General features: G+C 55.2%; 32 protein-coding genes. 26 read left to right on the top strand and 6 right to left on the bottom strand.

Features of this window, described 5'->3' with window-relative positions; all coding sequences use genetic code 11:
- Nucleotides 1–7: 7 nt before the first annotated feature.
- The 26 genes from rplB (at nt 8) to zntR (ending at nt 12,721) form a co-directional block, all read left to right on the top strand.
- Entirely contained in the window at nt 8–832 is an 825-nt protein-coding gene (rplB, locus tag ETEE_RS06395) for a 50S ribosomal protein L2 (protein WP_012850029.1), read from the top strand.
- Between the two features lie 14 nt (nt 833–846).
- Complete coding sequence (rpsS, locus tag ETEE_RS06390; RefSeq protein ID WP_005290393.1) at nt 847–1,125, top strand: 30S ribosomal protein S19; 279 nt, start codon at nt 847–849, stop codon at nt 1,123–1,125.
- 14 nt (nt 1,126–1,139) lie between these two features.
- A complete protein-coding gene (gene rplV, locus ETEE_RS06385) occupies nt 1,140–1,472 on the top strand; it encodes a 50S ribosomal protein L22 (protein ID WP_012850028.1) in 333 nt (110 codons plus the stop codon).
- A gap of 17 nt (nt 1,473–1,489) precedes the next feature.
- A complete protein-coding gene (rpsC, locus tag ETEE_RS06380; protein ID WP_005290389.1) occupies nt 1,490–2,191 on the top strand; it encodes a 30S ribosomal protein S3 in 702 nt (233 codons plus the stop codon).
- 12 nt (nt 2,192–2,203) lie between these two features.
- Nucleotides 2,204–2,614: a 50S ribosomal protein L16 gene (gene rplP, locus ETEE_RS06375; protein WP_005290387.1), complete on the top strand. Its 411-nt coding sequence runs from the start codon at nt 2,204–2,206 to the stop codon at nt 2,612–2,614.
- Nucleotides 2,614–2,805 (top strand): 50S ribosomal protein L29, encoded by a 192-nt coding sequence (gene rpmC / locus ETEE_RS06370; protein WP_005290385.1) that lies wholly within the window; start codon nt 2,614–2,616, stop codon nt 2,803–2,805. The genes rplP and rpmC overlap by 1 nt, the downstream gene beginning before the upstream one ends.
- The gene (gene rpsQ, locus ETEE_RS06365) at nt 2,805–3,059 is read left to right on the top strand and encodes a 30S ribosomal protein S17 (protein WP_012850026.1); all 255 of its coding nucleotides are present in this window, start codon (nt 2,805–2,807) and stop codon (nt 3,057–3,059) included. Before rpmC ends, rpsQ begins: the two co-directional genes overlap by 1 nt.
- Nucleotides 3,060–3,225: 166 nt before the next feature.
- On the top strand, nt 3,226–3,597 hold the full coding sequence (gene rplN, locus ETEE_RS06360; protein WP_005290380.1) for a 50S ribosomal protein L14: 372 nt from the start codon (nt 3,226–3,228) through the stop codon (nt 3,595–3,597).
- Nucleotides 3,598–3,608: 11 nt separating this feature from the next.
- Nucleotides 3,609–3,923: a 50S ribosomal protein L24 gene (gene rplX / locus ETEE_RS06355; protein ID WP_005290378.1), complete on the top strand. Its 315-nt coding sequence runs from the start codon at nt 3,609–3,611 to the stop codon at nt 3,921–3,923.
- Nucleotides 3,924–3,937: 14 nt separating this feature from the next.
- On the top strand, nt 3,938–4,477 hold the full coding sequence (gene rplE, locus ETEE_RS06350) for a 50S ribosomal protein L5 (protein ID WP_005290377.1): 540 nt from the start codon (nt 3,938–3,940) through the stop codon (nt 4,475–4,477).
- Nucleotides 4,478–4,490: 13 nt separating this feature from the next.
- Nucleotides 4,491–4,796 (top strand): 30S ribosomal protein S14, encoded by a 306-nt coding sequence (gene rpsN / locus ETEE_RS06345; protein WP_015872764.1) that lies wholly within the window; start codon nt 4,491–4,493, stop codon nt 4,794–4,796.
- Between the two features lie 33 nt (nt 4,797–4,829).
- The gene (rpsH, locus tag ETEE_RS06340; protein WP_005290373.1) at nt 4,830–5,222 is read left to right on the top strand and encodes a 30S ribosomal protein S8; all 393 of its coding nucleotides are present in this window, start codon (nt 4,830–4,832) and stop codon (nt 5,220–5,222) included.
- Between the two features lie 12 nt (nt 5,223–5,234).
- On the top strand, nt 5,235–5,768 hold the full coding sequence (gene rplF / locus ETEE_RS06335; RefSeq protein ID WP_012850021.1) for a 50S ribosomal protein L6: 534 nt from the start codon (nt 5,235–5,237) through the stop codon (nt 5,766–5,768).
- 9 nt (nt 5,769–5,777) lie between these two features.
- Nucleotides 5,778–6,131, top strand: a complete 354-nt coding sequence (rplR, locus tag ETEE_RS06330) for a 50S ribosomal protein L18 (protein ID WP_012850020.1) — start codon at nt 5,778–5,780, stop codon at nt 6,129–6,131.
- Between the two features lie 14 nt (nt 6,132–6,145).
- Complete coding sequence (gene rpsE / locus ETEE_RS06325; RefSeq protein ID WP_005290366.1) at nt 6,146–6,646, top strand: 30S ribosomal protein S5; 501 nt, start codon at nt 6,146–6,148, stop codon at nt 6,644–6,646.
- Nucleotides 6,647–6,652: 6 nt separating this feature from the next.
- A complete protein-coding gene (gene rpmD, locus ETEE_RS06320) occupies nt 6,653–6,832 on the top strand; it encodes a 50S ribosomal protein L30 (protein WP_005290362.1) in 180 nt (59 codons plus the stop codon).
- A gap of 3 nt (nt 6,833–6,835) precedes the next feature.
- Nucleotides 6,836–7,270: a 50S ribosomal protein L15 gene (gene rplO / locus ETEE_RS06315; RefSeq protein ID WP_005290360.1), complete on the top strand. Its 435-nt coding sequence runs from the start codon at nt 6,836–6,838 to the stop codon at nt 7,268–7,270.
- 7 nt (nt 7,271–7,277) lie between these two features.
- Complete coding sequence (gene secY / locus ETEE_RS06310; RefSeq protein WP_005290357.1) at nt 7,278–8,609, top strand: preprotein translocase subunit SecY; 1,332 nt, start codon at nt 7,278–7,280, stop codon at nt 8,607–8,609.
- A 33-nt stretch (nt 8,610–8,642) separates the two neighbouring features.
- On the top strand, nt 8,643–8,759 hold the full coding sequence (gene rpmJ / locus ETEE_RS20000) for a 50S ribosomal protein L36 (RefSeq protein WP_008815462.1): 117 nt from the start codon (nt 8,643–8,645) through the stop codon (nt 8,757–8,759).
- A 146-nt stretch (nt 8,760–8,905) separates the two neighbouring features.
- The gene (gene rpsM / locus ETEE_RS06305; RefSeq protein WP_012850017.1) at nt 8,906–9,262 is read left to right on the top strand and encodes a 30S ribosomal protein S13; all 357 of its coding nucleotides are present in this window, start codon (nt 8,906–8,908) and stop codon (nt 9,260–9,262) included.
- 16 nt (nt 9,263–9,278) lie between these two features.
- Entirely contained in the window at nt 9,279–9,668 is a 390-nt protein-coding gene (gene rpsK, locus ETEE_RS06300; RefSeq protein ID WP_002919257.1) for a 30S ribosomal protein S11, read from the top strand.
- 30 nt (nt 9,669–9,698) lie between these two features.
- A complete protein-coding gene (gene rpsD, locus ETEE_RS06295) occupies nt 9,699–10,319 on the top strand; it encodes a 30S ribosomal protein S4 (RefSeq protein ID WP_005290355.1) in 621 nt (206 codons plus the stop codon).
- Between the two features lie 25 nt (nt 10,320–10,344).
- The gene (locus ETEE_RS06290) at nt 10,345–11,334 is read left to right on the top strand and encodes a DNA-directed RNA polymerase subunit alpha (RefSeq protein ID WP_005290354.1); all 990 of its coding nucleotides are present in this window, start codon (nt 10,345–10,347) and stop codon (nt 11,332–11,334) included.
- Between the two features lie 40 nt (nt 11,335–11,374).
- Nucleotides 11,375–11,761 carry a 50S ribosomal protein L17 gene (gene rplQ, locus ETEE_RS06285; protein WP_015872763.1) on the top strand — a complete coding sequence of 129 codons (387 nt, stop codon included), beginning with the start codon at nt 11,375–11,377 and terminating at the stop codon, nt 11,759–11,761.
- Nucleotides 11,762–11,882: 121 nt separating this feature from the next.
- Nucleotides 11,883–12,257 (top strand): DnaJ family domain-containing protein, encoded by a 375-nt coding sequence (locus ETEE_RS06280; RefSeq protein ID WP_034165757.1) that lies wholly within the window; start codon nt 11,883–11,885, stop codon nt 12,255–12,257.
- 2 nt (nt 12,258–12,259) lie between these two features.
- Nucleotides 12,260–12,721, top strand: a complete 462-nt coding sequence (gene zntR, locus ETEE_RS06275) for a Zn(2+)-responsive transcriptional regulator (protein ID WP_034165756.1) — start codon at nt 12,260–12,262, stop codon at nt 12,719–12,721.
- A 34-nt stretch (nt 12,722–12,755) separates the two neighbouring features.
- Here zntR and mscL read toward each other — a convergent pair whose 3' ends face one another.
- The 6 genes from mscL to def all read right to left on the bottom strand — a co-directional run bounded on the left by mscL (nt 12,756) and on the right by def (nt 19,041).
- Complete coding sequence (gene mscL / locus ETEE_RS06270) at nt 12,756–13,163, bottom strand: large-conductance mechanosensitive channel protein MscL (RefSeq protein ID WP_034165755.1); 408 nt, start codon at nt 13,161–13,163, stop codon at nt 12,756–12,758.
- A 76-nt stretch (nt 13,164–13,239) separates the two neighbouring features.
- Entirely contained in the window at nt 13,240–14,685 is a 1,446-nt protein-coding gene (locus ETEE_RS06265) for a TrkH family potassium uptake protein (protein WP_034165754.1), read from the bottom strand.
- Nucleotides 14,686–14,693: 8 nt separating this feature from the next.
- A complete protein-coding gene (gene trkA, locus ETEE_RS06260; protein ID WP_015872757.1) occupies nt 14,694–16,070 on the bottom strand; it encodes a Trk system potassium transporter TrkA in 1,377 nt (458 codons plus the stop codon).
- Nucleotides 16,071–16,122: 52 nt separating this feature from the next.
- Complete coding sequence (gene rsmB / locus ETEE_RS06255) at nt 16,123–17,415, bottom strand: 16S rRNA (cytosine(967)-C(5))-methyltransferase RsmB (RefSeq protein ID WP_034165753.1); 1,293 nt, start codon at nt 17,413–17,415, stop codon at nt 16,123–16,125.
- A 143-nt stretch (nt 17,416–17,558) separates the two neighbouring features.
- Entirely contained in the window at nt 17,559–18,506 is a 948-nt protein-coding gene (fmt, locus tag ETEE_RS06250) for a methionyl-tRNA formyltransferase (protein ID WP_034165752.1), read from the bottom strand.
- Between the two features lie 19 nt (nt 18,507–18,525).
- Nucleotides 18,526–19,041: a peptide deformylase gene (gene def, locus ETEE_RS06245; RefSeq protein WP_034165751.1), complete on the bottom strand. Its 516-nt coding sequence runs from the start codon at nt 19,039–19,041 to the stop codon at nt 18,526–18,528.
- Nucleotides 19,042–19,131: the final 90 nt, after the last annotated feature.

The following is a 19,131-nucleotide window of genomic DNA, read 5'->3' as shown; positions in this document are numbered from 1 at the left end:
GCGAACAATGGCAATTGTTAAATGTAAACCGACATCTCCGGGTCGTCGCCACGTTGTTAAAGTGGTTAACCCTGAGCTGCACAAGGGCAAACCGTTCGCCCCGCTGCTGGAGAAAAACAGCAAGACCGGTGGTCGTAACAACAACGGCCGCATCACCACCCGTCACATCGGTGGTGGTCACAAGCAGCAGTATCGTCTGATTGACTTCAAACGCAATAAAGACGGTATCCCGGCTGTTGTCGAGCGTCTGGAGTACGATCCGAACCGTTCCGCGAACATCGCGCTGGTTCTGTACAAAGACGGCGAACGCCGTTACATCCTGGCGGCGAAAGGCCTGAAAGCTGGCGATCAGATTCAGTCTGGCGTCGACGCTGCGATCAAAGCGGGTAACACCCTGCCGATGCGCAATATCCCGGTTGGTTCTACCGTTCATAACGTAGAAATGAAGCCGGGCAAAGGCGGCCAGCTGGCGCGTTCCGCTGGTGCTTACGTTCAGATCGTTGCACGCGATGGTGCCTATGTCACCCTGCGTCTGCGCTCTGGCGAAATGCGTAAAATCCCGGCTGACTGCCGCGCCACGCTGGGCGAAGTCGGTAACGCTGAGCATATGCTGCGCGTTCTGGGTAAAGCAGGTGCTGCACGCTGGCGTGGTGTTCGTCCGACCGTTCGCGGTACTGCGATGAACCCGGTAGACCACCCGCACGGTGGTGGTGAAGGTCGTAACTTTGGTAAGCACCCGGTAACCCCGTGGGGCGTTCAGACCAAAGGTAAGAAGACCCGCAGCAATAAGCGTACTGATAAATTCATCGTACGTCGCCGTAGTAAAAAATAATTAGAGGATAAACCATGCCACGTTCTCTCAAGAAAGGTCCTTTTATTGACCTGCACTTGCTGAAGAAGGTAGAGAAAGCGGTGGAAAGCGGAGACAAAAAGCCACTTAAGACTTGGTCCCGTCGTTCAACGGTCTTTCCAAACATGATCGGTTTGACCATCGCTGTCCATAATGGTCGTCAGCACGTTCCGGTATTTGTCGTCGATGAAATGGTCGGCCACAAACTGGGTGAATTCGCGCCGACTCGTACTTATCGCGGCCATGCGGCTGATAAAAAAGCCAAAAAGAAATAAGGTAGGAGGAAGAGATGGAAACTATTGCTAAGCATTGCCATGCTCGCTCTTCTGCTCAGAAGGTTCGCCTGGTGGCTGACCTGATCCGCGGTAAGAAAGTGTCACAGGCTCTGGAAGTTCTGACCTACACCAACAAGAAAGCGGCTGTACTGGTCAAAAAGGTTCTGGAATCTGCCATTGCTAACGCAGAACACAACGATGGCGCTGACATCGATGATCTGAAAGTATCCAAGATCTTCGTCGACGAAGGCCCGACCATGAAGCGCATCATGCCGCGTGCAAAAGGTCGCGCTGATCGTATCCTGAAGCGCACCAGCCACATTACTGTGGTTGTGTCCGATCGCTGAGACTCTGGAGACTAGCAATGGGTCAGAAAGTACATCCTAATGGTATTCGCCTGGGTATTGTGAAGCCTTGGAACTCTACCTGGTATGCGAATACTAAAGAATTCGCTGACAACCTGGACAGCGACTTTAAAGTTCGTCAGTTCCTGAACAAAGAGCTGGAAAAAGCGTCCGTTTCTCGCATCGTTATCGAGCGTCCGGCGAAGAGCATCCGTGTGACCATTCACACCGCTCGCCCGGGTATCGTTATCGGTAAGAAAGGCGAAGACGTAGAAAAACTGCGCAAGGGCGTTGCAGAGATTGCAGGCGTACCGGCACAGATCAACATCGCCGAAGTGCGTAAACCGGAACTGGACGCCAAATTGGTGGCTGACAGCATCACTTCACAGCTGGAACGTCGCGTTATGTTCCGTCGTGCTATGAAGCGTGCTGTACAGAACGCTATGCGTCTGGGCGCTAAAGGTATCAAAGTTGAAGTCAGCGGCCGCCTGGGCGGTGCTGAGATCGCGCGTACCGAATGGTACCGTGAAGGTCGTGTTCCGCTGCACACGCTGCGTGCGGACATCGACTACAACACCTCTGAAGCGCACACCACCTATGGTGTAATCGGCGTTAAGGTATGGATCTTCAAAGGTGAGATCCTGGGTGGTATGGCTGCTGTTGAACAACCGGAAAAACCGGCTGCTCAGCCTAAGAAGCAGCAGCGTAAAGGCCGCAAGTAAGGAGAGTCGCTGATGTTACAACCTAAGCGTACAAAATTCCGTAAAGTGCATAAAGGCCGTAACCGCGGTCTGGCGCAGGGTACGGATGTTAGCTTCGGCACTTTCGGTCTGAAAGCTGTTGGCCGTGGCCGTTTGACTGCCCGCCAAATCGAAGCAGCACGTCGTGCTATGACCCGTGCTGTTAAGCGTCAGGGTAAAATCTGGATCCGCGTGTTCCCGGACAAGCCGATCACGGAAAAACCGCTGGCCGTTCGTATGGGTAAAGGTAAAGGTAACGTTGAGTACTGGGTAGCCCTGATTCAGCCGGGTAAAGTCCTGTACGAAATGGACGGTGTGCCTGAAGAGCTGGCCCGTGAGGCCTTCAAACTGGCAGCAGCGAAACTGCCTATCAAAACCACCTTTGTAACTAAGACGGTGATGTAATGAAAGCAAACGAGCTGCGTGAGAAGAGTGTTGAAGAGCTGAACACCGAGCTGCTGAATCTGCTGCGCGAAGAGTTTAATCTGCGCATGCAGGCGGCGGGCGGCCAGCTGCAACAGTCTCACCTGTTGAAGCAAGTGCGTCGTAATATCGCACGTGTTAAGACTTTACTGAACGAGAAGGCGGGTGCGTAATGACCGATAAAATCCGTACTCTGCAAGGTCGCGTAGTTAGCAACAAAATGGAGAAATCCATGGTTGTTGCTATCGAGCGCATGGTGAAGCACCCGATCTACGGTAAATTCATCAAACGTACGACCAAACTGCACGTACATGACGAGAACAACGAATGCGGTATCGGTGACGTGGTTGAAATCCGCGAATGCCGCCCGCTGTCCAAGACCAAATCCTGGACGCTGGTTCGCGTTGTAGAGAAAGCGGTACTGTAATACAGTACACTCTCTCAGCAATGATAAACGGCTCAGATTTTGAGCCGTTTATTTTTTCTACCCATATTCTGGAAGCAGTGTTATAATGCTGCGCCCTCAATTATGGGGATTTTTAACGGCCCACACTGGGTCTCGAAGTAGTAGTTGACATTAGCGGAGCACTGAAATGATCCAAGAACAGACTATGCTGAACGTCGCCGATAACTCCGGCGCGCGTCGCGTAATGTGTATCAAGGTTCTGGGTGGCTCGCACCGTCGCTACGCAGGCATCGGCGATATCATCAAGATCACCATCAAGGAAGCAATTCCGCGTGGTAAGGTCAAAAAAGGTGATGTGCTGAAGGCGGTAGTGGTGCGCACCAAGAAGGGTGTACGTCGCCCTGACGGATCTGTCGTTCGCTTTGACGGCAATGCTTGTGTACTGTTGAACAACAACAGTGAGCAGCCGATCGGTACGCGTATTTTTGGGCCGGTGACACGTGAACTGCGTTCTGAAAAGTTCATGAAAATCATCTCTCTGGCACCAGAAGTACTCTAAGGAGCGAATCCATGGCAGCGAAAATCCGTCGTGATGACGAAGTAATCGTGCTGACCGGCAAAGACAAAGGTAAGCGCGGTAAAGTAAAAAACGTCCTGTCTTCTGGTAAAGTTGTCGTTGAAGGCATCAACCTGGTTAAGAAACATCAGAAGCCGGTTCCGGCCCTGAACCAACCGGGTGGCATCGTTGAAAAAGAAGCCGCTATTCAGGTTTCCAACGTTGCAATCTTCAATGCGGCGACCGGTAAAGCGGACCGTGTAGGCTTTCGGTTTGAAGACGGCAAAAAAGTCCGTTTCTTCAAGTCCAATGGCGAAACTATCAAGTAATTTGGAGTAGTACGATGGCGAAACTGCATGATTACTACAAAGACGAAGTAGTTAAAAAGCTCATGACTGAGTTTAACTACAATTCTGTCATGCAAGTCCCTCGGGTCGAGAAGATCACCCTGAACATGGGTGTTGGTGAAGCGATCGCTGACAAGAAACTGCTGGATAACGCAGCAGCTGACCTGGCAGCAATCTCCGGTCAAAAACCGCTGATCACCAAAGCACGCAAATCAGTTGCAGGCTTCAAAATCCGTCAGGGCTATCCGATCGGCTGTAAAGTAACTCTGCGTGGCGAACGCATGTGGGAGTTCTTTGAGCGTCTGATCTCTATTGCTGTACCGCGTATCCGTGACTTCCGTGGCCTGTCCGCGAAGTCTTTCGACGGCCGTGGTAACTACAGCATGGGCGTACGTGAGCAGATTATCTTCCCAGAAATCGACTATGACAAAGTCGATCGCGTTCGTGGTTTGGACATCACCATTACCACTACTGCGAAATCTGACGAAGAAGGCCGTGCGCTGCTGACTGCTTTTAACTTCCCGTTCCGCAAGTAAGGTAGGGTTACTAATGGCTAAGCAATCCATGAAAGCACGCGAAGTCAAGCGCGTGAAATTAGCTGATAAGTTCTTTGCCAAACGCGTTGAACTGAAAGCGATCATCTCTGATGTCAACGTATCCGACGAAGATCGTTGGAATGCGGTACTTAAGCTGCAGACTCTGCCGCGTGATTCCAGCCCAAGCCGTCAGCGTAATCGCTGCCGCCAAACTGGCCGTCCGCACGCTTTCCTGCGTAAGTTCGGGTTGAGCCGTATCAAGGTCCGTGAAGCCGCTATGCGCGGTGAAATTCCGGGTCTGAAAAAGGCTAGCTGGTAATTGTCACCAATTGAATCACGGGAGTAAAGACAGATGAGCATGCAAGATCCGATCGCGGATATGCTGACCCGTATCCGTAACGGTCAGGCCGCGAACAAAGTTGCGGTCACCATGCCTTCCTCCAAGCTGAAAGTGGCAATTGCCAACGTGCTGAAGGAAGAAGGTTTTATTGAAGATTTCAAAATCGAAGGCGACGCCAAGCCTGTTCTGGAACTGGTACTGAAGTACTTCCAGGGCAAGCCGGTAGTAGAAAGCATTCAGCGTATCAGCCGCCCTGGTCTGCGCATCTATAAGAAAAAAGATGAGCTGCCGAAAGTTATGGCCGGTCTGGGTATCGCAGTTGTTTCTACCTCTAAAGGTGTCATGACTGATCGTGCTGCCCGCCAAGCTGGCCTGGGTGGCGAGATTATCTGCTACGTAGCGTAATCGGAGGAAAGAATGTCTCGTGTTGCAAAAGCACCCGTCGTCATTCCTGCCGGCGTAGAGGTAAAACTCAACGGTCAGGTTATTTCGATCAAGGGTAAAAACGGCGAGCTGACTCGTACTATCAACGACGCTGTTGAAATTAAGCATGCTGATAACGCACTGACCTTTGGTCCGCGCGACGGCTTCGTGGACGGCTGGGCCCAGGCGGGTACCGCGCGTGCACTGCTGAACTCAATGGTTATCGGTGTTACCGAAGGCTTCACTAAGAAGCTGCAGCTGGTAGGTGTTGGTTATCGTGCAGCAGTTAAAGGCAACGTGGTGAATCTGGCCCTGGGCTTCTCTCACCCTGTTGACCATGAGCTGCCGGCAGGCATCACTGCTGAATGTCCGTCTCAGACTGAAATCGTGCTGAAAGGCGCTGATAAGCAGCTGATCGGTCAGGTTGCAGCGGATCTGCGCGCTTACCGTCGTCCTGAGCCGTACAAAGGCAAAGGTGTCCGTTACGCCGACGAAGTCGTGCGTACCAAAGAGGCTAAGAAGAAGTAAGGTAACACTATGGATAAGAAATCTGCTCGTATCCGTCGTGCGACCCGCGCACGCCGCAAGCTCAAAGAGCTGGGTGCAACTCGCCTGGTGGTACATCGTACCCCGCGTCACATCTACGCACAGGTTATTGCCCCGAATGGTTCTGAAGTCCTGGTTGCCGCTTCTACCGTAGAAAAAGCAATCAGTGAACAACTGAAATACACTGGGAACAAAGAAGCCGCAGCAGCTGTAGGTAAAGCTATCGCTGAACGCGCGCTGGAAAAAGGCGTCAAGGACGTGTCCTTCGACCGCTCTGGTTTCCAATATCATGGTCGTGTCCAGGCACTGGCAGATGCTGCCCGTGAAGCTGGCCTTCAGTTCTAAGGTAGAGGTGTAAGATGTCGCACATCGAAAAACAAGCTGGCGAACTGCAGGAAAAGCTGATCGCGGTAAATCGCGTATCTAAGACTGTTAAAGGTGGCCGTATTTTTAGCTTCACCGCACTGACTGTAGTGGGTGATGGCAACGGTCGCGTCGGTTTTGGCTACGGCAAAGCCCGTGAAGTTCCGGCAGCGATCCAGAAAGCGATGGAGAAAGCCCGTCGTAACATGATCAACGTCGCGCTGAACAGCGGCACCCTGCAGCACCCGGTTAAGGGCGCTCACACGGGTTCTCGTGTGTTCATGCAGCCGGCTTCTGAAGGTACCGGTATCATCGCCGGTGGTGCAATGCGCGCCGTCCTGGAAGTCGCTGGAGTTCGTAACGTTCTGGCTAAAGCATATGGTTCCACCAACCCGATTAACGTGGTTCGTGCAACTATCGACGGTCTGGAAAGTATGAAATCTCCGGAAATGGTCGCTGCCAAGCGTGGTAAATCCGTTGAAGAAATTCTGGGGTAATAGACCATGGCAAAGACTATCAAAATTACTCAAACCCGCAGTGCGATCGGCCGTCTGCCGAAACATAAGGCAACGCTGCTTGGCCTGGGTCTGCGTCGCATCGGTCACACCGTAGAGCGTGAGGATACTCCTGCCGTTCGTGGTATGATCAACGCGGTTTCCTACATGGTTAAAGTTGAGGAGTAACAGATGCGTTTGAATACTCTGTCTCCGGCCGAAGGCTCCAAGCACGCTTCCAAGCGTCTGGGTCGTGGTATCGGTTCTGGCCTGGGTAAAACCGGCGGTCGTGGTCACAAAGGTCAGAAGTCTCGTTCTGGCGGTGGCGTACGTCGCGGTTTCGAAGGTGGCCAGATGCCGCTGTACCGTCGTCTGCCGAAGTTTGGCTTCACCTCGCGTAAAGCGATGGTGACGGCTGAAATTCGTCTGTCTGAGATCGCGCTGATCGAAGGCGACGTTATCGACCTGAACGTGCTGAAAGCGGCTAACGTTATTGGCCCGCAGATCGAATTCGCCAAAGTTATGCTGTCTGGTGAAATCAATCGTGCAGTAACCCTGCGCGGTCTGCGTGTGTCCAAAGGCGCACGTGCTGCGATTGAAGCTGCTGGCGGTAAAATCGAGGAATAAGTAGCAGATGGCTAAACAACCGGGATTAGATTTTCAAAGTGCCAAGGGTGGACTGGGCGAGCTCAAGCGCAGACTGTTGTTTGTTATTGGGGCGCTGATTGTTTTCCGTATTGGCTCTTTTATTCCGATCCCTGGTATTGATGCCGCTGTACTTGCCAAACTGCTCGAGCAACAGCAGGGCACCATCATCGACATGTTTAACATGTTCTCCGGTGGTGCTCTGAGCCGTGCTTCTATCTTTGCTCTGGGGATCATGCCGTATATTTCGGCGTCGATCATTATCCAGCTGCTGACGGTGGTTCACCCCACCCTGGCGGAAATAAAGAAAGAAGGGGAGGCTGGCCGTCGCAAGATTAGCCAGTACACCCGCTACGGTACGTTGGTACTGGCCATATTCCAGTCGATCGGTATCGCTACCGGTTTGCCGAATATGCCTGGAATGCAGGGCCTGGTGATTAATCCGGGCTTTGCTTTCTACTTCACTGCGGTTGTGAGCCTGGTTACCGGGACAATGTTCCTGATGTGGCTGGGCGAACAGATCACTGAGCGTGGTATCGGTAACGGTATCTCGATCATTATCTTCGCAGGGATTGTGGCGGGGCTTCCGCCGGCGATTGGCCATACTATCGAGCAAGCGCGGCAGGGCGACCTGCACTTCCTTCTGTTGCTGTTGGTTGCAGTGTTAGTATTCGCAGTAACCTTCTTCGTTGTTTTCGTGGAGCGTGGTCAGCGTCGTATCGTCGTTAACTATGCCAAGCGTCAGCAAGGTCGTCGTGTTTACGCAGCACAGAGCACACATTTGCCGTTGAAAGTGAATATGGCAGGGGTTATCCCGGCAATCTTCGCTTCCAGCATCATTCTGTTCCCGGCCACGATCGCATCTTGGTTTGGGGGCGGTACAGGTTGGAACTGGCTGACTACAATTTCGCTGTATTTGCAGCCTGGGCAACCGCTTTATGTGTTACTCTATGCGTCTGCAATCATCTTCTTCTGTTTCTTCTACACGGCGTTGGTTTTCAACCCGCGTGAAACAGCGGATAACCTGAAGAAGTCCGGTGCATTTGTACCAGGAATTCGTCCGGGAGAGCAAACGGCGAAGTACATCGATAAGGTAATGACCCGTCTGACTCTGGTTGGTGCGCTGTACATTACATTTATCTGCCTGATCCCGGAGTTCATGCGTGATGCGATGAAAGTACCATTCTATTTCGGTGGTACCTCACTACTCATCGTAGTAGTCGTCATCATGGACTTTATGGCTCAAGTGCAAACTCTGATGATGTCCAGTCAGTACGAGTCTGCATTGAAGAAAGCGAACCTGAAAGGCTATAACCGCTAATCCAGGTGAGTTTGAGAAGTTACGGAGAGTAAAATGAAAGTTCGTGCTTCCGTCAAGAAATTATGCCGTAACTGCAAAATCGTTAAGCGCAACGGTGTTGTGCGTGTGATTTGCAGCGTAGAACCGAAGCATAAGCAGCGTCAAGGCTGATTATCTCGCATATTTTTCTTGCAAAGTTGGGTTGAGCTGGCTAGATTAGCCAGCCAATCTTTTGTTTGTTGCAACGGCGCCATTTGAGTATCCTGAAAACGGGCTTTTCAGAGTGGTGCCGTCGTATATTAATCTAGGAGTGCATAGTGGCCCGTATAGCAGGCATTAACATTCCTGATCAAAAGCATACCGTGATCGCGCTGACCGCGATCTTCGGCATCGGCAAAACCCGTTCACAGGCTATCTGCGCCGCTGCGGGCATTGCTGAAAATGTTAAGATCAGTGAGCTGTCTGAAGAGCAAATCGAAACGCTGCGTGACGAAGTCGCCAAATACACCGTAGAAGGCGATCTGCGTCGTGAAGTTACCCTGAGCATCAAGCGTCTGATGGACATTGGTTGCTATCGTGGTTTGCGTCATCGTCGTGGTCTGCCGGTTCGCGGTCAGCGTACTAAGACCAACGCACGTACCCGCAAGGGTCCGCGTAAACCGATCAAGAAATAGTCGGGGTGATTGAACAATGGCAAAAGCACCAATTCGTGCACGTAAGCGCGTAAGAAAGCAAGTATCTGACGGTGTGGCTCACATCCATGCTTCTTTCAACAACACCATCGTTACCATTACTGATCGTCAGGGTAACGCACTGGGTTGGGCAACAGCCGGTGGTTCCGGTTTCCGTGGTTCTCGTAAATCCACTCCGTTTGCCGCTCAGGTTGCAGCAGAGCGCTGCGCTGAAGCTGTAAAAGAGTACGGTATCAAGAATCTGGAAGTTATGGTTAAAGGACCGGGTCCGGGTCGCGAATCTACCATCCGCGCACTGAACGCGGCCGGTTTCCGCATCACGAACATCACTGATGTGACTCCGATCCCTCATAACGGTTGTCGTCCGCCGAAGAAACGTCGCGTATAACGTCGTTTCTCGGATAGTTGGAGAAAGAAAATGGCAAGATATTTGGGTCCTAAGCTCAAGCTGAGCCGTCGTGAGGGCACCGACCTGTTCCTGAAGTCAGGTGTTCGCGCGATCGATTCCAAGTGTAAAATTGAACAGGCACCTGGCCAGCACGGTGCGCGCAAGCCGCGTCTGTCTGACTATGGTGTTCAGTTGCGTGAGAAGCAAAAAGTTCGTCGTATCTACGGCGTTCTGGAGCGTCAGTTCCGTAACTACTACAAAGAAGCAGCACGTCTGAAAGGCAACACCGGTGAAAACCTGTTGGCTCTGCTGGAAGGTCGTCTGGACAACGTTGTTTACCGCATGGGCTTTGGCGCTACCCGCGCAGAAGCACGTCAGCTGGTTAGCCACAAGGCTATCGTAGTAAACGGTCGCGTTGTTAACATCGCTTCTTATCAGGTATCTCCGAATGACGTAGTCAGCGTCCGTGAGAAAGCGAAGAAGCAGTCTCGCGTTAAAGCCGCTCTGGAGCTGGCTGAGCAGCGTGAAAAGCCGACTTGGCTGGAAGTTGATGCTGCTAAAATGGAAGGTGTGTTCAAGCGTCAGCCTGAACGTTCCGACCTGTCTGCGGACATTAACGAACACCTGATCGTCGAGCTTTACTCCAAGTAAAGCTTAGTACCAAAGAGAGGACACAATGCAGGGTTCTGTGACAGAGTTTCTAAAACCGCGCCTGGTAGATATCGAGCAACTGAGTTCGACGCACGCCAAGGTGACCCTTGAGCCGTTAGAGCGTGGCTTTGGCCATACTCTTGGTAACGCACTGCGCCGTATTCTGCTTTCATCTATGCCGGGTTGCGCGGTGACCGAGGTTGAGATTGATGGTGTACTGCACGAGTACAGCACCAAAGAAGGCGTACAGGAAGATATCCTGGAAATCCTGCTCAACCTGAAAGGGCTGGCGGTGAAAGTTCAAGGCAAAGATGAAGTAATTCTTACCCTGAATAAATCTGGCATTGGCCCTGTGACTGCAGCCGATATCACCCATGATGGTGATGTCGAAATCGTCAAGCCGCACCATGTGATCTGCCATCTGACCGATGAAAACGCATCTATCAATATGCGTATCAAAGTTCAGCGTGGTCGTGGTTATGTGCCGGCGTCTGCCCGAATTCATTCGGAAGAAGATGAGCGCCCGATCGGCCGTCTGTTGGTCGACGCCTGCTACAGCCCTGTAGAGCGTATTGCCTACAATGTTGAAGCAGCGCGCGTTGAACAGCGTACCGACCTGGACAAGCTGGTCATCGAGATGGAAACCAACGGTACCATTGACCCGGAAGAGTCAATTCGCCGTGCGGCAACTATCCTGGCTGAACAACTTGAAGCTTTCGTTGACCTGCGTGATGTACGTCAGCCGGAAGTGAAAGAAGAGAAGCCTGAGTTCGATCCGATCCTGCTGCGCCCTGTTGACGATCTGGAATTGACTGTCCGCTCTGCGAACTGCCTGAAGGCAGAAGCTATCCACTACATCGGTGATCTGGTACAGCGTACCGAGGTTGAGTTGCTGAAAACGCCGAACCTGGGTAAAAAATCTCTTACTGAGATTAAAGACGTGCTGGCCTCTCGCGGTCTCTCTCTGGGCATGCGCCTGGAAAATTGGCCGCCGGCAAGTATCGCTGACGAGTAACTGGATCACAGGTTAAGGTTTTACTGAGAAGGATAAGGTCATGCGCCATCGTAAGAGTGGTCGTCAACTGAACCGCAACAGCAGCCATCGCCAGGCTATGTTCCGCAACATGGCCGGTTCTCTGGTTCGTCATGAGATCATCAAGACGACCCTGCCGAAAGCGAAAGAGCTGCGTCGCGTGGTTGAGCCGCTGATTACTCTTGCCAAGACCGACAGCGTTGCTAACCGTCGTCTGGCATTCGCCCGTACTCGTGATAACGAGATCGTGGCAAAACTGTTTAACGAGCTGGGCCCGCGCTTCGCGAGCCGTGCCGGTGGCTACACTCGCATTCTGAAGTGTGGCTTCCGTGCAGGCGACAACGCGCCGATGGCTTACATCGAGCTGGTTGATCGTTCTGCATCTGAAGCAGAAGCTGCAGCAGAGTAATCTGCTAATGCATAGGAAAGCCGGGCCTTGGCCCGGTTTTTTTATTGCCTGAATACCCACCCCGCTTTATTTTCCCACCGTCTGGCTTTACCCTGCATACAGATACCTAACCGGAATCACTATGTCGATTATCGATGATTGGGCTGAACGCCATATCGCCGACGCTCAGGCGCGCGGTGAGCTCTCTGCGCTGCCCGGCGAGGGAAGACCGCTGATCCTGGACGATGACAGTCATGTTCCTGCCGAGCTGCGCTCCGGCTATCGTCTGCTGAAGAATGCGGGCTGCCTACCGCCGCCGCTGGAGCAGCGCCGCGAGGCGATTACGCTGCTGGAGATGCTGCGGGGGATCGACGGCGATCATCCCGACTATCGTGCGCTGAGTAAGCGACTGACACTGCTGGAGCTGCGCCTGCAGCAGGCCGGCATGGATACCGCGTTTCTGCGCGGAGCCTACGGCGAGCCGCTGCGTCGGCAGCTGACACCGACGGGAGAGTAACCATGTACCGTATCGGTCAACTGGCGAAGCTGGCCGGCGTGACGCCGGATACTATCCGCTACTATGAAAAGCAGCAGATGATGTCTCACGCGGTGCGTACCGAGGGCGGCTATCGCTTATACGGCGACGCCGACTTGCAGCGCCTGCGCTTCATTCGCTATGCCCAGCGCCTGGGGTTATCGCTGGAGGCCATTCGGGAACTGCTCTCGATCCGGGTCGACCCGGCCCACCACACGTGTCAGGAGTCGAAGTCTATCGTCGAACGGCGTCTGCGTGAGGTGGAGGGTAAGCTGCGGGAGCTGGAGTATATGCGCGATTCTCTGCGGCGTCTGAGTGATGCCTGCTGCGGTACGGCGCACAGCAGCGCCTACTGCTCTATTCTCGAAGCGCTGGAGGCGGGGGCCGAGGCGTTTTTGCCACGGGTGGATTTACGGGGTTACTTTACTCCGCGCTCGGATCGCTAGCGGCAGAGAGGCCTGCCGCCCGGCGGTGTCCGGTTTATTTGTCTTGCTGCTGCGCTTTAAGCAAGTCGCGGATCTCCGTGAGCAGTACCGCTTCTGCGCTGGGTGCCGGCGGCGTTGCTGCCGCCTTTTGGCGCCGCAGTTTGTTCATCAGCTTGATCGCCATAAAAATGGCGAATGCGACGATGATAAAGTCGAAGATGGTCTGTATAAACTGTCCATAGTTGACGACCACGGCCGGGGTGCTGCCGACGGCCTCGTGTATCACCCAGTGAAACTGTTTAAAGTCGACGCCGCCGATCAACAGCCCGAGCAGCGGCATGACCACATCCCCGACCAGCGAGGAGACGATTTTGCCGAACGCGGCGCCGATGATAACCCCGACGGCCATATCCACGACGTTGCCGCGCATGGCAAATTCACGAAACTCTTTCAGTAGGCTCATAACTACCCCCTAAATTATTCATACTATAAGTGTAATCACTTACCGCCGCTTTGCTAGGCGAAGCGCGTTGGGAGTCTCAGCGCCGCCAGAAGCTGGGGAAGAACAGCACCAGCATGGTCATGACCTCTAGCCGTCCCAAGAGCATACCGAGCGCCAGGGCCCACTTGGCAACGTCGGGCAGCGGTGCAAAGTTGCCGCTGGGACCGATCAGCGGCCCCATTCCCGGGCCGACGTTGGCCATCGCGGTCATGGCGCCGGTGATCGCCGAAAGTGCATCGACGCCGCACAGCCCGAGGACGGCGGCAATCAGCATGGTGATCGCAATAAACGCCATCATAAAGGCGATCACCGAGCGGCTGACTTCGTTGGTAATTGGCCGGTTATTGTAACGGCGTGGGAATACGGCATTGGGATGGATCAGCTTGCGTACCTCTATATGCAGGCTTTCGAAGCCAATCTGTACTCGGAACATTTTGATCCCGCCGGCGGTAGAGCCGGAGCAACCGCCCAACAGCATGACCGAGGCGAACAGCACCGTGGTGAATGGCGTCCACTGATCGAAGTTGCCCAGCGAGTAGCCGGTGGTCGACAGAATATTGATCAAATTGAAAAACGCGATGCGCAGGCTATCTTCAAAATCAAAGATGTGCTTGTGCCATAGCCACAGCGTGAGAACCAGGCCGGTGATCAGCACAAAGCGGCTAAAGCCAACCAGCTGCTGGTCGCGCATCAGGGTTCTGAGACTGCGCTGACGCAGCGCCTGTACGAACAGCAGAAAGGGCAGGGAACCGAGGAACATAAACAGGATCGCGTTCCACTGTGCCAGTACGGAGTACGCCGCCATGGATTTGTCGTTAGTTGAAAATCCACCGGTGGAGATGGTTGCGAAGGCGTGGTTGACCGCATCGAAGTTGCTCATCCCCGCGTAGCGATAGCCGAGGTAGCATAGGAACGTCAGCACCGCATAGACCGCCATGATGCTTTTGGCTACGTCTTTCATCCGCGGCGAGGATTTCTCTGACCAATCGGAGGATTCGGTATGGAACAGGCGCATACCGCCGACGTCCAGAAACGGCAGAATGGCGACCGCCATCACGATAAACCCGACGCCGCCCATCCACTGCAGCAGCGAGCGCCACAGTAAGACGCTGGGTTCCATCTGGTTGAGATTGGACAGCACCGAAGAGCCAGTGGTAGTCAGCCCGGACATGGTCTCAAAGAAGGCATCGGTAAAGGTGATATGTTTGATGAACACAAAGGGCAGCGCGCCGAAGCAGCAGGCCGTCAGCCACGCCAGGGTCGTGGTCAGAAACATATCGCGGATACGCAGGTAGAATTTCTGGCTGCGCCCTTGGGCGATCAAAAACAGGGAGATCAGGTGGGTGATGATCACCGCCTGCAGAAATTCGTAAACCCCACCGGTGCCGGTGAGCAGGGCATACAGCAGCGGCACGTACATCAGCAGCGCCACTTTCGACAGCATCATCCCAAGGATGTACAGCACGGAGCGATAGTTGAGCATAGCCGTAGTTACAAAAAGAAAGGACTTGGCTGAAACAGGCGCTCCACGTCGGATATAAATTTCTTGTCCGTCAGGAACATGATCACGTGGTCTCCCTGTTCAATTTTGGACTCACGGCTGGCAATCAGCACGTCGTCCCCCCGTACGATGGCACCGATGGTGGTACCCGGCGGCAGCTTAATCTCCTCTACGCGCCGTCCGACCACCTTCGAGGTGCTTTCGTCGCCGTGCGCGATGGCTTCAATCGCCTCTGCCACGCCGCGTCGCAGGGAGGAGACGCTGACGATATCCGCCTTGCGCACATGGCCGAGCAGAGCGGAAATGGTGGCCTGCTGCGGTGAGATGGCGATATCGATAACGCTGCCCTGGACCAGATCGACGTAGGCGCTGCGCTGGATCAGTACCATTACCTTTTTGGCACCAAGGCGTTTGGCCAGCATAGCCGACATAATATTGGCTTCATCATCGTTGGTCAGGGCGATGAAAACATCCACCTGATCGATGTGCTCTTCGGTCAGCAGCTCCTGATCGGAGGCGTCGCCATAGAAGACGATGGTGTCATGCAGCTTCTCGGCCAGTTCGGCCGCGCGCTGAGCATTGTGTTCGATCAGCTTGACGCTGTAGTCCTTCTCCAGTCGCTGGGCCAACCCGGCGCCGACGTTGCCGCCGCCGACGATCATGATACGTTTATAGGGTTTCTCCAGCCGCTGCAGCTCACTCATTACCGCCCGGATGTTATGCGATGCCGCGACAAAGAAGACCTCGTCGCCGGCCTCGATCACCGTGGATCCCTGCGGGCGGATTGGCCGATCCTGACGGAAGATCGCCGCCACGCGCGTATCGATATGCGGCATATGCTCCTTCAGCGAGGTCAGGGCATTGCCCACCAACGGCCCACCGTAGTAGGCCTTGACCGCTACCAGGCTGACCTTACCCCCGGCAAAGTTCACCACCTGCAGCGCCCCAGGATATTCGATCAGCCGGTAGACATAGTCGGTGACCAGCTGTTCGGGCGCGATCAGGTGATCGATGGGAACCGCCTCCGGGTTGAATAACCGCTCGTGCTCGCGGATATATTCGGTCGAGCGGATGCGGGCGATCCGGTTTGGGGTGCTGAACAGGGAATAAGCGACCTGGCAGGCGATCATGTTGGTTTCGTCCGAGCTGGTCACGGCGACCAGCATATCGGCGTCGTCCGCGCCGGCTTCACGCAGTACCCGCGGATGGGAGCCATAGCCCTGCACGACGCGCAGATCGAACTTATCCTGTAGCTGACGCAGGCGATCGCTGTTGGTGTCGACGATGGTGATATCGTTATTCTCACCTACCAGGTTTTCCGCTAGGGTCCCCCCCACCTGGCCGGCACCTAAAATGATAATTTTCATGATGCTGTTCTCTGCTTGGCGAGCGCCGGCCGCCTGGCGGGCGGCCTGCGGATTATGCTTTTATCAGCTTAGCGTAAAAGAAGCCGTCGCCCGCGTCGGGCTGCGGCAAAAACTGAAGGCCGGGCCGCTGTATATCGCCGCTGTCGCTCAGGCGCGCATCCGGGTGGCGAGACAGGAAGGCGAGGATCTGCTCCTGGTTTTCCTGCGGCAGAATGGAGCAGGTGGCGTAGACCATCACGCCGCCGGATTTCAAGAAAGGCCAGATGGCATCGATGATCTCGCGCTGCAGTGCGGCCAGCTCGGCGATATCGCCGTCGCGGCGCAGCCATTTGATGTCCGGATGGCGGCGTATGACGCCGGTCGCTGAGCAGGGGGCGTCCAACAGAATCCGGTCGAACTGCCGGCCGCTGGCCCATGCGTCAGGGGTGCGCCCATCGCCGCAGCGGATCTCGGCATGCTGCTGCAGCCGCTGCAGGTTTTCGCGGACCCGCTTGAGGCGGTTCTCATCGACGTCGACAGCCAGTACGTGGGCCTTAGGCGCCGCCTCCAGAATATGGGTGGTTTTGCCACCCGGCGCGCAGCACAGATCAAGGATCTGTTCGCCGTCCTGCGGATCGAGCAGATCCACGCTGTGCTGTGCGCTGGCGTCCTGCACCGTAACCCATCCCTGCTCGAAGCCCGGCAGGCGTGACACCGGCTGGGGATCCTGCAGGCGGAGGGCGTCAGGAAAAGTTTCGTGGGGGACGGCGTCAATACCGGCCTGCTGCAGCAGCGCCAGATAGGCGTCGCGAGCGTGGTGGCGCCGATTGACCCGTAGCCACATCGGCGGGCGCTGATTATTGGCGTCCGCGATACTTTGCCACTGCGCCGGATAGGCCTGCTGCAGACGCTTAAGCAGCCATGAGGGATGCAGCCAATGGCTGGCATGCTGCTGTGACTGTAAAAGCAGTGGCTGCTGCTGGCGCTGAAACTGGCGCAGCACGCCGTTGATCAGCCCCTTTAACTGCGGGCGCTTGAGCGCAACGGCGCCGTCAACGGTTTCTGCCAGCGCGGCGTGGGGAGGGATACGCGTATAAATCAGCTGATATAGCCCGACCAGCAGCAGATAGTGCAGCGGACGCTGTTTGCCCGTCAGGACCTTGGCCATCAGCTGCTGCACTATCCACTCCAGCTGCGGCAGTACCCGCAGCGTGCCAAAGCACAGCTCCTGTAACAGGGCTCGGTCTTTATCGCTGAGAGGCTGGGCGGCGCCGGGCAGTACACTGCTCAGGGACTGTCCTTGATCGAGGACTGCGCTCAGCGTGCGGGCCGCGATGGCACGCAGGTTATAGGGAGTATTTTTCATTGACACAAGGGACCGTCGCTGCGAGTAAATCGGATATTGTTCGAAGTTTATCACGGTTTGCGGGGGAAATACCCCACCGCCGCTGACGTCAGGGGACAGGAAAGTAGACGATCTCCGCCCGGACGGCGCCGGGCGGACGGAGCTTATGCCAGAACGGTGCCTGGCAGAAAGCTCTCTTTACGTGAGTTGAGCAGGTCACGGGCCGCCATGATTTTCTTGCCGGCCGGCTGCAGCTGGGTTAACAGCAGTATCCCCTGCGCAGTGGCGACGGCGATCCCCTGTTTGTCGGCGCTGACGATGGTTCCCGGTGCGGTGTTGGCATACTGGGAAAGCGCCGTTGCCTCCCAGACTTTCACCGGCTGCTCCTCCAGCATAAAGAAGCTGACCGGCCAGGGATTAAAGGCGCGTACGCAGCGCGCCAGCTGCTCGGCGGAGAGCGACCAGTCCAGCCGCGCCTCCTCCTTGCTCAGCTTCTCCGCATAGGTGCTCAGCGCATCATCCTGCTGCTGGGCCTTTGCGGTGCCGTCAGCCAGTTGGGACAGCGTGGTCAGCAGGCCCTGCGGTCCCAGCGCGGCCAGCTTATCGTACAGCGTGGCGCTGGTGTCGTCCTGGGTGATGGGGCAAGACAGCTTCAACAGCATATCACCGGTATCTAGCCCGACGTCCATCTGCATGATGGTGACGCCGGTTGCGCTATCGCCCGCCCATAGCGCCCGCTGGATCGGCGCCGCGCCGCGCCAGCGCGGCAGCAGAGAGCCATGTACGTTAATACAGCCCAGGCGCGGCATATCCAGCACCGCCTGGGGCAGGATCAGCCCGTAGGCGACCACGACCATGACGTCGGCCTGCAGTGAGGAGACCAGGCACTGATTTTCAGCCGGCCGCAGAGAGGCCGGCTGAAAGACCGGCAGATCATGCTGCAGCGCCAGGGCCTTGACCGGGCTCGGCGTCAGCTTGTTACCGCGCCCTGACGGTCGATCCGGCTGGGTAAAGACGCCGACGATCTGATGATCCGAGGCCAGGAGCGCCTCAAGATGGCGGGCGGCAAAATCGGGCGTACCCGCAAAAATGATACGGAGCGAATGAGACACGGGAGTATCCTGCCTTGGGTTAGTTAACGGCGCGGGCCTGCTGCTTATACAGCTTTTCCAGTTTTTGGCGGATGCGTTGACGCTTCAGCGGCGACAGATAGTCAATAAACAGCTTACCCATCAGGTGATCCATCTCGTGCTGAATGCAGATGGCGAGCAGACCATCGGTCTCCAGCTCAAAGAGCTTACCGTCGCGATCCAGGGCGCGCACTTTGATGTGTTCCGCACGGGTCACCAGCGCCCGCTGTTCAGGAACGGAGAGACAGCCTTCTTCGATACCGGCCTCCCCCTCATGCTGCAGCAGCTCCGGGTTGATCAATACCAGGCGCTGATCGCGATTCTCTGACACGTCAATGACGATAATACGCTGGTGAATGTCCACCTGTGTCGCAGCTAGGCCAATGCCCTCTTCCGCGTACATAGTCTCGAACATATCGTCCACAATACGCTGGATGTCGGGCGTAACGTCGTGTACCGGCTTGGCAATAGTGCGAAGCCGCTCATCGGGGAAATGTAATACCTGCAATACCGCCATAAATCTCTTTAAACGTCCTCTGAGCTAGGGAATGATTTTCACTCCTATTCTAGACAGTTCTCCCCCTGATTGACAGTATTGTTCACCTAT

The organism is Edwardsiella anguillarum ET080813 (assembly GCF_000264765.2).
In the GTDB taxonomy this organism is placed as follows: Bacteria; Pseudomonadota; Gammaproteobacteria; order Enterobacterales; family Enterobacteriaceae; genus Edwardsiella; species Edwardsiella anguillarum.
Note: the sequence above shows the minus strand (reverse complement) of the source record. Positions and strands in the feature narration are given on the sequence as shown.

Bases quoted from the DNA above. Each gene is read 5' to 3' on its own strand.
- rpsH (WP_005290373.1), top strand. From the start codon at position 4,830: ATGAGCATGCAAGATCCGATCGCGGATATGCTGACCCGTATCCGTAAC.
- rplB (WP_012850029.1), top strand. From the start codon at position 8: ATGGCAATTGTTAAATGTAAACCGACATCTCCGGGTCGTCGCCACGTT.
- secY (WP_005290357.1), top strand. From the start codon at position 7,278: ATGGCTAAACAACCGGGATTAGATTTTCAAAGTGCCAAGGGTGGACTG.
- rplQ (WP_015872763.1), top strand. From the start codon at position 11,375: ATGCGCCATCGTAAGAGTGGTCGTCAACTGAACCGCAACAGCAGCCAT.
- def (WP_034165751.1), bottom strand. From the start codon at position 19,041: ATGGCGGTATTGCAGGTATTACATTTCCCCGATGAGCGGCTTCGCACT.
- rplN (WP_005290380.1), top strand. From the start codon at position 3,226: ATGATCCAAGAACAGACTATGCTGAACGTCGCCGATAACTCCGGCGCG.
- rpsS (WP_005290393.1), top strand. From the start codon at position 847: ATGCCACGTTCTCTCAAGAAAGGTCCTTTTATTGACCTGCACTTGCTG.
- rpmJ (WP_008815462.1), top strand. From the start codon at position 8,643: ATGAAAGTTCGTGCTTCCGTCAAGAAATTATGCCGTAACTGCAAAATC.
- rpsQ (WP_012850026.1), top strand. From the start codon at position 2,805: ATGACCGATAAAATCCGTACTCTGCAAGGTCGCGTAGTTAGCAACAAA.
- rpsK (WP_002919257.1), top strand. From the start codon at position 9,279: ATGGCAAAAGCACCAATTCGTGCACGTAAGCGCGTAAGAAAGCAAGTA.
- rsmB (WP_034165753.1), bottom strand. From the start codon at position 17,415: ATGAAAAATACTCCCTATAACCTGCGTGCCATCGCGGCCCGCACGCTG.
- rpmC (WP_005290385.1), top strand. From the start codon at position 2,614: ATGAAAGCAAACGAGCTGCGTGAGAAGAGTGTTGAAGAGCTGAACACC.
- mscL (WP_034165755.1), bottom strand. From the start codon at position 13,163: ATGAGCCTACTGAAAGAGTTTCGTGAATTTGCCATGCGCGGCAACGTC.
- ETEE_RS06280 (WP_034165757.1), top strand. From the start codon at position 11,883: ATGTCGATTATCGATGATTGGGCTGAACGCCATATCGCCGACGCTCAG.
- rplV (WP_012850028.1), top strand. From the start codon at position 1,140: ATGGAAACTATTGCTAAGCATTGCCATGCTCGCTCTTCTGCTCAGAAG.
- zntR (WP_034165756.1), top strand. From the start codon at position 12,260: ATGTACCGTATCGGTCAACTGGCGAAGCTGGCCGGCGTGACGCCGGAT.
- rplO (WP_005290360.1), top strand. From the start codon at position 6,836: ATGCGTTTGAATACTCTGTCTCCGGCCGAAGGCTCCAAGCACGCTTCC.
- rplX (WP_005290378.1), top strand. From the start codon at position 3,609: ATGGCAGCGAAAATCCGTCGTGATGACGAAGTAATCGTGCTGACCGGC.
- rpsC (WP_005290389.1), top strand. From the start codon at position 1,490: ATGGGTCAGAAAGTACATCCTAATGGTATTCGCCTGGGTATTGTGAAG.
- rplP (WP_005290387.1), top strand. From the start codon at position 2,204: ATGTTACAACCTAAGCGTACAAAATTCCGTAAAGTGCATAAAGGCCGT.
- rplE (WP_005290377.1), top strand. From the start codon at position 3,938: ATGGCGAAACTGCATGATTACTACAAAGACGAAGTAGTTAAAAAGCTC.
- rpsD (WP_005290355.1), top strand. From the start codon at position 9,699: ATGGCAAGATATTTGGGTCCTAAGCTCAAGCTGAGCCGTCGTGAGGGC.
- ETEE_RS06290 (WP_005290354.1), top strand. From the start codon at position 10,345: ATGCAGGGTTCTGTGACAGAGTTTCTAAAACCGCGCCTGGTAGATATC.
- trkA (WP_015872757.1), bottom strand. From the start codon at position 16,070: ATGAAAATTATCATTTTAGGTGCCGGCCAGGTGGGGGGGACCCTAGCG.
- rpmD (WP_005290362.1), top strand. From the start codon at position 6,653: ATGGCAAAGACTATCAAAATTACTCAAACCCGCAGTGCGATCGGCCGT.
- rplF (WP_012850021.1), top strand. From the start codon at position 5,235: ATGTCTCGTGTTGCAAAAGCACCCGTCGTCATTCCTGCCGGCGTAGAG.
- rplR (WP_012850020.1), top strand. From the start codon at position 5,778: ATGGATAAGAAATCTGCTCGTATCCGTCGTGCGACCCGCGCACGCCGC.
- ETEE_RS06265 (WP_034165754.1), bottom strand. From the start codon at position 14,685: ATGCTCAACTATCGCTCCGTGCTGTACATCCTTGGGATGATGCTGTCG.
- rpsN (WP_015872764.1), top strand. From the start codon at position 4,491: ATGGCTAAGCAATCCATGAAAGCACGCGAAGTCAAGCGCGTGAAATTA.
- rpsE (WP_005290366.1), top strand. From the start codon at position 6,146: ATGTCGCACATCGAAAAACAAGCTGGCGAACTGCAGGAAAAGCTGATC.